Origin of the sequence: Paenibacillus whitsoniae (genome assembly GCF_003955665.1) — a bacterium.
Classification (GTDB): Bacteria; Bacillota; Bacilli; order Paenibacillales; family NBRC-103111; genus Paenibacillus_E; species Paenibacillus_E whitsoniae.
This window is the reverse complement of record NZ_RXHU01000017.1, coordinates 1-12,862: the sequence shown is the minus strand read 5'-3', so window position 1 is coordinate 12,862 and position 12,862 is coordinate 1. Positions and strand designations below refer to the sequence as shown.

At 48.2% G+C, this 12,862-nt stretch carries 5 protein-coding genes; all 5 read left to right on the top strand.

Annotation, left to right across the window (positions count from 1 at the left end):
• Positions 1-9: 9 nt before the first annotated feature.
• Positions 10-3,489, top strand: coding sequence for a carbohydrate-binding protein (locus tag EJQ19_RS32795; protein WP_126140412.1), 3,480 nt, complete (start codon positions 10-12; stop codon positions 3,487-3,489).
• Positions 3,490-3,564: 75 nt separating this feature from the next.
• Positions 3,565-5,241 (top strand): S-layer homology domain-containing protein, encoded by a 1,677-nt coding sequence (locus EJQ19_RS06575; RefSeq protein ID WP_126140411.1) that lies wholly within the window; start codon positions 3,565-3,567, stop codon positions 5,239-5,241.
• Positions 5,242-5,355: 114 nt separating this feature from the next.
• Complete coding sequence (locus EJQ19_RS32950; RefSeq protein WP_126140410.1) at positions 5,356-9,945, top strand: family 43 glycosylhydrolase; 4,590 nt, start codon at positions 5,356-5,358, stop codon at positions 9,943-9,945.
• A 253-nt stretch (positions 9,946-10,198) separates the two neighbouring features.
• Entirely contained in the window at positions 10,199-11,857 is a 1,659-nt protein-coding gene (locus EJQ19_RS06565) for a spore germination protein (protein ID WP_126140451.1), read from the top strand.
• The coding region (locus EJQ19_RS06560; RefSeq protein ID WP_126140409.1) for a GerAB/ArcD/ProY family transporter at positions 11,805-12,862 on the top strand (1,058 nt) is incomplete at its 3' end. The genes EJQ19_RS06565 and EJQ19_RS06560, both read left to right, overlap by 53 nt.

The window sequence follows — 12,862 nt, the reverse complement described above, 5'->3', positions numbered from 1 at the left end:
GGTTATTCTATGAAAATTTGGAAGAAGCTGATGGCAACCTCGATGGCAATCGCACTTGCCATCACATTAAGTCCAGTTACGGAACGGGCACAGGCTGCAACACCGACGCTAACGCCGGCGATGGCCAAAACGCCTGGAAACGCCAATCCGTTATTCACGCAAAAGTTTGGCGCAGATCCATATGCAATGGTTTACAACGGCAGAGTTTATGTGTATATGACCAATGACGTATTTGAGTATAATGCTGACGGAACAGTGAAAGACAATGGCTATGGATTGATCAATAAAATTACGGTTGTTTCATCCGACGATATGGTGAACTGGACAGATCACGGGGAAATTCTTGCGGCCGGTCCACAAGGTGCGGCCAAATGGGCAAACAACTCCTGGGCGCCGGCGGCTGCACATAAAACGATCAATGGCAAGGAGAAATTCTTCCTTTATTTTGCGGATAATGGAAGCGGCATAGGTGTGCTCACAGCGGATAGTCCGATCGGCCCCTGGACAGATCCACTTGGAAAGCAATTGGTCAGTAGAAGTACGCCTGGGGCTAGTGATGTGACTTGGCTTTTTGACCCGGCCGTACTGGTTGATGATGATGGAAGCGGCTATTTATATTTTGGCGGCGGTGTTCCGACAGGAAAAGATGCTGACCCGGGAACCGCACGTGTTGCCAAGCTTGGAGCGGATATGATCAGTTTGGATCTGACGGCTAGCGGCGGAACGCTAGGACGCATTAATCCGCCATGGTTGTTTGAGGATTCAGGTATCCATAAATACAACGGGAAATACTACTATTCCTATTGCACGAACTTCTCTGGCGGCCATCCGGCAAATATACCTACAGGGGCAATTGGCTACATGGTCAGTGACAACCCGATGGGGCCGTTTACTTTTGTTAAAACTATCCTGCCGAATCCTGCAACCTTCTTTGGCGTTGGCGGCAACAATCACCATGCGATCTTTGAATTCAACGGCCAGTGGTACGTCACTTACCATGCGCAAACTGTAGCGAAAGCAATGGCTGAAAGTGGTTTGTATCCGCAAATGGGCGGTCAATCGCATGGGTACCGCAACACGCATATTAATAAAGTTAGTTTTGATGCAGACGGTGTGATTCAGAATATTACGGGCGATTACTCAGGCGTTCCACAATTGAAAAATCTGGACCCTTACACGCGGGTAGAGGCGGAAACGATCGGTTGGAACGGCGGCATTTCTACGGAAACGACTACCCAACCGGGAGGCATGGTACCCGACGTCAATCTGGATGTAACCAGCATTAACGAAGGGGATTGGACAGCAGTTTCCAAGGTGGATTTTGGCGCAGGCGCAGGGACCTTTGCTGCGAATGTAGCCAGTGATTCCAATGGCGGAACCATTGAACTGCATCTGGACAGTGCAACTGGCGCCTTGATCGGCACGCTGCCCATTTCCAACACTGGCGGAGCGAATAGTTGGCAGGTAAAAACTACCAATGTTTCCGGCGCAACAGGCGTCCATGATCTTTATATGGTATACAGGGGAGCATCCACAGGCAATCTGTTCAAAGTGGATTACTGGCAGTTCGGACCCAAGAGTGCCGCTCATGATCTTGCGGCAATTAATGCGTCCATCGATAAACAAAAGATTGATACTGTTTTTGGCACCAATACCGCAACGATGAAGGTGACTGCAATCTACGCCGATGGAACAAGTGCAGATGTGACTGCGCAGGCCGTTGCGACACCTGCTCAAAACGGCATTGTCAATGTCAGCAACGGCGTTGTCACCGGTGTTGGCTATGGTACGACCAGTATCGATGTCAGCTATGGCGGAAAAACGGATACGCTGAATATGCTGGTTAAAGACTTGAACAGCGAACTGACAGTGAAGAACATTACGGTTAACAATGGTTCTGCTACGCTGGATGCGGGTAAGACAGCAACATTTAAGGTGACAGCGGAGTATATGGATGGACATACGGAGGATGTGACAAACACAGCAACGTATAGCAATCCAAATCCTGGCATTGCCGATGTATCCAATGGCACCATTACTGCCAAAGCAAGCGGAACAACGACGGTTACCGTAAGTTTCAAGGGAGCCTTGGGCGATGCTGCGACGGCACAGATCAGTGTAAGTGTCAATACGCCTACCGTCGTGGCAATTGAGGCAGAAGCGGCAGCAGAGAATACTGCAAATGCCTACGTTTATGGCACGGCCAATGGTCATACGTGGACGCTAGTTGACGGATTGTCCACAAAAGCGATGCAATTTACGCCAGACGATGGAACTTCTGTCACACCAGGCACGGATGCTGCCAGCCTAGCTGCCGGTTCCCGACTGAATTACAAGATCAACTTTCCGACAACAGGCACCTACAATATCTGGGTTCTTGCCAAGAGTCACAGCTTCCAAACGGACTCTCTCCACGTTGGAGTGGATAATTCCTATAAATTCACTTCCAACGGTATTCAGAACGTGAGCAACAGTCAGTTCAGATGGATCAATCTCAGTAATGGAGGTACGCTTGTAACTGGAGGCACGCCGCTCACTATCACCGCCGGTGTGCATGAATTGAACATATGGGGAAGGGAATCTGGCTTGATTATCGACAGAATCTATCTCACCACGAGCGGTGCAACGACAGATCCTGTATGGCCGGAGGCTAAAGCGGCGGCAGCCACCATTTCGGCAGACAGCAGCGTGAAGGCAGGAAGCAGTTTTACGGTGGCTGTAAGTCTGGATAACGTGACACAGAGTGTGTATGCGCAGGATATTACTTTGTCCTATGATGCCAACGTGTTTGACTATGTCAGTGGAGCAGGCGCGAACAGCAACATTCAGATTGTCACAGAGGACAAAGCGACGGCCGGCAAAGTGAGACTCATCACTGCAAGTATCGGAGGAGTGACGGGGCCTAGCACACCGGTACTGAACCTGACATTTAAAGTCAAAACCGGTGTTCAGAACACGACGGGAACCATTGCAGCAACTGGGGCCAAGCTCGGGATCGCTCCGGAAGGCACGGTTATCGATGCGACCCTGAGCAGCAAGAGCATTGCGGTAGGCAGTATTGAAATCGTCGTCGATAAGACGGCATTGACAGCGGCGATTGCGAATGCACAAAGCCTATACGATGCTGCAATCGTTGGTACGCTGCCGGGTCAATACCCGCAGGCGGCTAAAGATGCACTGGGTGTTGCCCTGAGCGCAGCCAAAGCGGTCAAAGATAGCCAGAATTCGTCGCAAGCCCAAGTTGACAGCGCAGTAACTGTACTGGGCAGCGCAGTGGATACCTTCAAAGCCGCAGCCGTGAAAGAAGTATCGGCAGACCTTAATAAAGACGGACACATTGATGTTGGGGATCTCGCGATGGTCGCTTACCATTATGGTAAAAATTCCACGAGCGCAGACTGGTCAACAGCTAAAGCAGCGGATATGAACAACGATAATAAGATCGATATTATGGATCTTGCGTATGTAGCCTCCAAAATCCTTAACTAAATCTTGTAAATTACTTGCATTCGTCGATGGGAGACAGATGTCTCCCATCCTAACTAACAATGAGGGATCGTGAAGATGAGACGTAAATTTCAATTTTTCCTCTTAGCGCTGATGTTCATGGTTACCCAACTTCCGATTTCGGCAGGAGCCCAAGTAACGGATCAATATGTACTACACGCTTCAGCTGCACGTGTTGAGGTGGGAGATCGTGTTTCGATTGCCGTAAAAGGCGAAGCACTCACCGATTTGTATGCGGCTGAAATGCAGATAATGTACGATGAACAGCTATTGGAATACACAGGCTACACAAGCTTCCTAGACAATCAGGCCTACGTGCATGAGCCGAAAGTGCAAGGAAATACGATCCGGCTTGTATTTACTTTAACAGGCAATAAGCCGGGGATCACAGGCGATAAAGATCTATTTACCTTTACGTTTAGAACTAAAAAAGTAGGGACGGCTTCTGTTTCTCTAAACGCATTGATGCCGATCGATAGCGCGTTAAATAAGACCAACGGAAGCATAGGCAGTGGAACAACTATAGCCGTTGTAAATTCGAATTCAGGTTCTCCCGGCTCTGGGTCTGGATCACAACCGTCGGGAAATCCGTCTTCGCCAAGCCATTCTGGCACATCCGTACTTCATTTTGATGCATCGCCAGATGCCCGAGGGGCCATCTCAATTCAAGCAGGGGCGAATGACCTCCTTGACGCGGGTAAGCATTCTACCGATGAAACGGTCACAGTCAGAATTAAATCTGGCGCCGAGGTAAAGAAAATTCAATTGAATTTGCCGGCGAAGCAAGTCCAGCAGCTTAGTTCCGATTCGGGGAAAATCAAGACGTTGAGTGTTGAGTCCGATCTTGCAGCGGTTACCATTTCTCGGGATATGCTTGATAACAGGACGCTTTCGGAAACTTCCAATTTGCAACTGTTGATCGAGAAAGTGGATAAGCAGCCTCTTTACGATGTGAACTTGCTGCTTGATGGCAGCCCGATCACAAGCTTTGCCCCCAAAAGTATTCAGGTCAATATCCCCTATGCACTGGGCTTGAACGAGAAGCCTTACCAAGTCGTTATTCATACGATAACGGAAGATGGCAAGGTGAAAATTGTCAGGAATGGTCAATTCGATGCCTCAACAGGCACAGTTCAGTTCCAGCCTGATCAATTGGGCAGGTACAAGGTGAGCCATGCCCAGGTTGATTTTCGTGACATGACCGGTTACGACTGGGCGAATGAGGCCGTATTCGGTCTGGCGGCTCGCGAAGTAATAAACGGTAGAAGCGAGGGCTACTTTATTCCGGGCGGAGATGTAACAAGAGCGGAGTTCGTGAAAATGTTGATGGGGCTCATCGACGCTGAAGATTCCTCAGCTACGGCTACATTTACAGACGTCCTTTTGGATGATTGGTCTTATCGTTCGATTGCTTCAGCCCAAAAACTTGGCCTTGTTCAAGGTAAAGATGACGGCAGTTTTGGTTCGAAGGATGAGATCAGTCGTGAAGATATGGCTGTCTTTATGTATCGGGCTTTAAACGCAAGGAAGTCTGGAACTGCTCACTCAACGCTCACTCCTGCGAAATTCCTGGATCAGGATCAGGTCTCATCTTACGCTAGGGATGCTGTTGCAGCTGTCCAACAAGCCGGCTTGATTGAAGGCGTATCAGAGGGATATTTCGATCCCAAAGGCAAATTGACAAGAGCGCAAGCTGCAGCGGTGATATACAGATTCTATCAAGCATTGCGATGATGAGGGCGCCAATGCGTTGAAATTGCATTCATTCAAAGACGAAGGGGGGGACGGTTGTCCCCCTTTCGATTTATACTTGTGAACATTTAGGTTCAAGAGGGGAGAAGTGAGGAAATGGGAAAAGAAAGAGACTTTGCAAGAGCCACTTTGACAATCCCCTTGTGTTTCAGTCTAATTGCAACATCCATGCTCGTTGCGCAAAATAGCGCCCATGCTGCTACCGTACCGACCGTTACGATAAATTACACCAGTGAGAAACAGGAAATTGACGGGTTTGGCGCTTCTAACGCATGGTCAACCGGCATTGTGCAAAATCTCGCGAATCCGGCACAGAAGGAAATCCTGGATGCACTTTTCAGCACCTCGAACGGCGCAGGGCTCAGTATGGTTAGAAATCGTCTTCCTTATGATATCGTAACCGAATCAGGCGTTTGGAATTGGAACAATTGGGACATTAACGGCACGACCTGGCTCTTTAATAAAGTGAAGTCGGATTATAATGTCAATCAATTTTTCACGACACCGTGGACGCCACCCCCTTTTATGAAATCTGGCAGTACAGGAACATACGGGGAAATCGGCGGAAAGCTGCGAACGGACAAATACCAAGCCTATGCTGATTTCTTGGCCGACTATGTAAACGGATTCAAGACCAACAAAGGCATCGATCTATCGGCAGTTTCTATCCAGAATGAACCGAACTGGGCGCCCAATTATGAATCCAGCACATGGACGGCCGATGATTTTCATAATTTCATCAAGGGTTATCTCAAGCCAACCTTTGCTCAAAAGGGCGTGAGCGCCAAATTAATCATGCCGGAGGGGCTTAATTTTAGCGAGGAGCTGGCTGTGCCTACATTACATGATGCCGATAGCAGGGAACGTGTTGATATTATTGGCGTCCATCAATACGCCGTCAATCCACAAGATCCTAATCTTGGCGCACAGTGGTTGTCCCAAACAAAGCAATACAACAAAAAACTGTGGGTGACGGAAGCGTCCGTAGGCGACCCCAATGATACAACGATCCGAGATGGCCTGTATTGGGCGAAAATGATTCATAAGGATATGACGGTAGCGGAAGTCAATGCATTTAACTACTGGTGGCTTTGGAATGCTACCAAAGACAGTGTGAATGCGATCGGAGATAAAGGCGCGCTGGTTACCCTGCATACCAATGACAGCGGTGCGGTTACAAGTTATGATTTCAATAAAAGGTTGTTTACACTTGGCCAGTACAGCCGATTTATCAGACCGGGGTATAAACGAATAGACTCGGATGCGGCACCCGCCCCTGGCATTTATACGACTGCTTATAAAGATCCGTCCAATGGAAAACTGGTTATCGTTGCCATTAATGACAATGACAGTGATACAGCACTGGCTTTTAACGTTACTGGCAAGGCCATTCGCTCGTATTCGATGTATAGAACATCAGCAACCGAAAATATAGCCAATTTGGGAAACACTTCTTTGGATGGGGCTTCAAATTTCCAAGCGACGCTGAAGGGTAAAAGTGTGACGACATTCTACGCGGATGTGTACACGCCAAGCGCCAAGAACCCAATCATTTGGGCGGATGTACCGGATGTTGACGTGATCAGGGTCAATGATACGTATTATATGACCAGTACGACGATGCACATGAACCCGGGTGTCCCTATTATGAAGTCGAAGGATCTCGTTAATTGGGAGATCGTGAATTATGTCTATGATATTCTCGCTGCCAATGATAAGCAGACGCTTTCCAATGGCCAGAATATATACGGTCAAGGTTCGTGGGCCAGCTCCATTCGATATCATAACGGCAAGTTTTATGTTGTGTTTGCCTCCAACGACTTGGGTAAAACGTATATTTTCCAAACGGCTGATATTGAAAAAGGCCCATGGGAGAAGTATGAGCTCGCCGGCGGCGTTTATCACGACATGTCCTTGCTCTTTGACGATGATGGACGCGTCTATCTCGTTTATGGCAGTGGCGCCATCAAGATTATTGAGCTTACTTCGGATGCGACAGCGATCAAAGCAGGCGGAATGAATAAAACGATCATTCAAAATGCAAGCGCTCCCGGAGGCTCTGGCGGTCTTGGAGCTGAAGGTTCGCACATTCATAAAATTAACGGTAAATATTATATCTTCAATATATCATGGCCTTCAGGGAGCATTCGTACGGAATTAGTCCACAGGGCTGATGCAATAGACGGCACCTATGAAGGTAAGATTGCCTTAAGATCGGGCAGTACTTCCAATAGTGCCGGTATCGCACAAGGAGGAATTGTTCAAGCTGCCGATGGAAACTGGTACGGTATGTTGTTCCAGGATTATGGATCCGTGGGTCGTATCCCTTACATCGTCCCGATGACCTGGAGTCAGGATGGATGGCCCGTATTCGGAGATGTGAATGATACCGGGATTCCTGCCTTACTTTCTAGATCCTGGGTTTCGTCGGATAGCTTTGATCAGAGAACAGGCAAAGTCGGGGCCTATCATACCGCAGTAGCAGGTGGAGAAAATGACGATAATGGCTCTAACCTTGCGCTTGTATGGCAGTGGAACCATAATCCGGACAATCGATTCTGGTCGCTTACCGATCGGCCGGGATATCTACGACTTACAACAGGAAGAACGAGCACGAGTCTGCTTGATGCCAGAAATACCCTGACACAAAGAACTTTCGGGCCGGAAAGCTCAGGAACGATCGCAATGGACGTCAGCCACATGAAAGATGGCGATTATGCGGGAATTGCCGCATTCCAGCAAAACTATGGATTTGTTGGTGTCAAAATGACGGGGACTGGAAAATCTGTTGTCATGGTGAACGGCAGTTCAGGCTCCGCTTCAGAAATGGCGAGTATCCCTCTCACGCAGGACATCATCTATTTAAGAACCGAGCTTGATTATAAGAATAGGACTGACAAAGCGAATTTCTATTTCAGTCTGGACGGCGAGCGTTGGGCCGCTATCGGAAATACACTTCAGATGTCGTATACGCTGCCGCATTTCATGGGCTATCGTTTTGCTCTGTTCAATTATGCAACCAAATCTACAGGCGGTTACGTTGACTTTGACTATTTTAACGTAAACGATAAGTTGACAGGTTCGACCTATGATACAAGCTTAAAATCTCTTCAAGTAAATCAGGCGCAAGTACCAGGGTTCAGTCCAAGTACTTTCAGCTATACCTTGGATGTTCCTCCGGGATCAACCCCACCGAGTATTACCGCAGTGCCGAACGATCCTAATGCAAATGTCACGATCACGCAAGCAACTGCAGTACCGGGCAAAGCGATCGTGACGGTTAGCGGGGGAGGTATACAGACCGCGATTTATACGATTAATTTCAATTCGCCTACCTTCATGGCAATTGAGGCAGAAGCGGCAGTAGAGAATACCGCGAATGCCTACGTTTATGGCACGGCCAATGGTCATACATGGACGCTAGTTGACGGATTGTCCACAAAAGCGATGCAATTTACGCCAGATGATGGTACTTCTGTCACACCAGGCACGGATGCAGCCAGCCTAGCTGCCGGTTCCCGACTGAATTACAAGATCAACTTTCCGACGACAGGCACCTACAATATCTGGGTTCTTGCCAAGAGTCACAGCTTCCAAACGGACTCTCTCCACGTTGGAGTGGATAATTCCTATAAATTCACTTCCAACGGTATTCAGAATGTGAGCAACAGTCAGTTCAGATGGATCAATCTCAGTAATGGCGGTACGCTTGTAACTGGCGGCACGCCGCTCACTATCACCGCAGGTGTGCATGAATTGAACGTATGGGGAAGGGAATCTGGCTTGATTATCGACAGAATCTATCTCACCACGAGCGGTGCAACGACAGATCCTGTATGGCCGGATACTAAGGGAGCGGCAGCCACCATTTCGGCAGACAGCAGCGTGAAGGCAGGAAGCAGCTTTACGGTAGCCGTTAGCTTGGATAACCTGACGCAAAGTGTATATGCCCAAGACATCACCTTGTCTTATGATGCCAATGTGTTTGACTATGTCAGCGCGGCAGGCGCGAACGGCAACATTCAGATTGTCACCGAGGACAAAAGGGCGGTCGGCAAAGTGAGGCTCCTTGCGGCAAGCATCGGAGGGGTAACCGGGGGGAGCACACCGGTGCTGAATCTGACTTTCAAAGTCAAGGCCGGTGTTCAGAACACGACGGGAACCATTGCAGCAAGCGGGGTCAAGCTCGGGATTGCTCCGGAAGGAACAGTTATCGATGCGACCCTGAGCAGCAAAAGCATTGCGGTTGGCAGTATTGATATCGTCGTCGATAAGACGGCATTGACAGCAGCGATTGCAAATGCACAAAGTCTGTACGACACAGCTGTAGTCGGTACGCTGCCGGGTCAGTACCCGCAAGCTGCCAAAGACGCATTGAGCGCTGCCCTCACCGCAGCCAAAGCGGTCAAGGATAGCCAGAATTCGTCGCAAGTCCAAGTTGACAGTGCAGTAACCGTGCTGGCTAACGCAGTGGATACCTTCAAGGCGGCCGTCGTGAAAGAAGTATCGGCAGACCTGAATAAAGACGGACACATTGATGTTGGTGATCTCGCGATGGTCGCTTACCATTATGGTAAAAATTCCACGAGCGCAGACTGGGCAACTGCTAAAGCAGCCGATGTGAACAACGATAATAAGATCGATATTATGGATCTCGCGTACGTGGCAACCAAAATACTGAATTAATTCATGTAAATAGGCTAGTTATCGTCGATGGGAGACACATGTCTCCCATCTTTTCTATCATGTGGAAGTAAAAGAGAGATAACCATTTGCATGCATAAAATCTTAAATATAGCTAAAAATACATCCAAGGAAATGAATGGAAAACGAAACCCTACAATGATCATAAGCATACTTACAGGAGGAAATGGGGATGGCGATTTGGAGTTGGTATAAGCTGCGGTCAAGACATGGAGCCCGAAGTCAACATCCTCAGATGGCCCCCCGAAAAGTACCGCCTGCTCATCATCAATTAGATGCGAAAGAAGAGGAAAGGGTCAACAGCCAGCTCGAAGTAACGTTGGCATTCGTTCAGAAGATACTCGGTGAAAATGACGATTTTATTATACGTCGATTGTGCATGTTTGGTAATCAACCGGCTGTCGTCATGTATTTTCCAGACTTGATCGATAAGCAGTACATGAACGATCACATTTTAAAACCATTAATGGCAACGTCATCTTTGGATTACAATATAGCCGTAAGCCGTCCAATGAAGGAGTTTCTTTTGAACGATACACTGTATGCGTGTGAAGGAAGAACAGAAACTCATTTGCATGAAATCATTCAAGCTATTGTGGAAGGAAATACCGTTCTCCTAGTTGACGGGGTTGCAGATGCGTTTGTTTTCAGTACACGCCATGTTGATAAACGGTCGATCACACAGCCGGAAACGGAACAGGTTATCCGTGGAGCCCGGGAAGGCTTTATCGAAATGCTGGGTACCAATTTGGCCTTGCTTCGCTATCGGCTTCCAACGCCAGATTTGAAGGTAAAAACGATTCGAATCGGACGTATTACGAAATCCAAAGTGGCGCTTTGCTATATCGACGGCATTGTGAATCCAGCACTCGTAGAAGAAGTGTTCAGACGCTTATCCTTAATTGATATAGATGGCGTTCTGGACGTTGGGTACCTGGAACAGTTTATCGAGGACAACCATTTATCCCCATTTCCGCAAATTCAGAACACGGAACGACCCGATAAAGCGGTCGCCAATCTTCTGGAGGGCAGGGTTGTCTTGCTCGTAGACGGATCCCCGTTTGCGCTCATCCTGCCTACGGTATTCAGTCAATTTTATCAAACCGTCGAGGACTACTCTGAACGGTATCTTCTCGTCAGTTTCATCCGGTTGGCACGGTTGGTTGCGCTGATTTTCTCACTGATTTTCCCGTCGTTATATGTGGCCCTGATTTCGTTCAATCCGGAGCTGATCCCTACCGAATTTGCCGTAGCAGTAGCGGGAGGCAGAGCAGGAGTACCTTTTCCGTCCGTCATTGAAGTATTGATCATGGAGATCTCCATGGAAGTATTAAGGGAAGCGACACTGCGGCTGCCGCAGCAAGTCGGCGGAGCGCTCTCCATTGTTGGCGTACTTGTCGTAGGACAGGCAGCGGTCGCAGCAGGATTTATTTCTCCGATCACGGTTGTTATCATCGCCCTGACCACGATCGGTTCTTTTGCCACACCCGCGTACAATGCAGCCCTTGCTCTCCGGTTGCTGCGCTTCCCACTTGTGATTTTATCAGGCATATTCGGTTTATACGGGGTGATGATCGGATTAATTCTGATTGCCAACCATATGTTGTCCTTAAAATCGTTTGGAATTCCTTACATGAGTCCGGTAGTGCCAGGGAATTTTCAAGGGATGAAAGATACGCTCGTACGGCTGCCGCTCTGGTTCATGCCCAAGAGACCCGCATTATTGCAACCCCCAAATGCCACTCGTCTTGGAGAAGAAACGAAAAAAAACATTAAAAATGATGTCCCAATTAACACCTTAGACCCATCGAAAGCCAGAAATCCAAGGAGGCATGAAAACGATGGAACATTCTCGCCAGATCACGGTCATTCAAGCGGCGATCATACTGATTAGCACAATTATTGGCGTGGGCGTATTAGCCCTTTCGCTTTTCGCTGTCCGAGCTGCGGATTCCGGAGCGCCTCTTGTAACTTTACTGGGTTTTCTGGTGGGGTTATTAGGCCTATGGCTGTTAACAAAGCTTGGCATGCGATTTCCTACGCAATCCATTATTGAATACAGCGAGGACTTGATTGGTAAATGGGCGGCACGCGGCTTTAGCATCTTGATTATCATGTTTTTTTGCTTGCTCACAGCGCTGGCGTCACGTGAATTCGGGGAAGTTGTTGTGACTTCCGTTTTAACCAAAACACCGCTGGAGGTGACGGTCATCGTCATGCTGCTGCTTGCAGCGATTTCCTCTCGTGTAGATATTACGACTTTTACGTACTTTCACCATTTTTATTTCCCGGTTATCGTATTTCCTGGACTCCTGATTGTCGTGCTTTCCCTGAAAAATGCACAATTAATCAACCTCTTGCCCCTTTGGGGAAATGAACCCAGCGGTCTGTCAGGGGGGATTCTTACGATGGCGGCTTTATTTCAGGGCTCTTTTGTCATGACCATCGTGATTCCTGCGATGAGGCGGCCGGAAAGAGCCATGATTGCCGGGTATATAGGGATGGCAATCGCCGGGTCACTCTATTTCCTCATTGTGATTGCTACGGTTGGCGTATTCGGAGCTGAGGAAATAAAAAAATTAGTATGGCCTACCTTGGAATTAGCCAAGACGACATCACTGCCCGCCAATATCCTGGAGCGCTTGGACGGTGCATTTCTTGCAGTGTGGGTGACGGCTGTGTTTACGACATTGTTGTCTACGTATTATTTAGCTATTTATTTCTCAACACAGCTGCTTCGCCTTCGAGACCATAAAATGTTCGCCTTTTTCCTAATTCCTTTTATTTACGTTATTGCCATGCTTTCACCTAATTTGATGCAGATGTATGAAACCATTCAAATTGTCGGTCGCTGCGGGCTATTTTTCACCATTGCTTATCCATTCTTTTTATTTATTGT

Coding starts and splice junctions, on each gene's coding strand:
- EJQ19_RS32950 (WP_126140410.1), top strand. CDS start 5,356: ATGGGAAAAGAAAGAGACTTTGCAAGAGCCACTTTGACAATCCCCTTG.
- EJQ19_RS06575 (WP_126140411.1), top strand. CDS start 3,565: ATGAGACGTAAATTTCAATTTTTCCTCTTAGCGCTGATGTTCATGGTT.
- EJQ19_RS06565 (WP_126140451.1), top strand. CDS start 10,199: ATGGCCCCCCGAAAAGTACCGCCTGCTCATCATCAATTAGATGCGAAA.
- EJQ19_RS32795 (WP_126140412.1), top strand. CDS start 10: ATGAAAATTTGGAAGAAGCTGATGGCAACCTCGATGGCAATCGCACTT.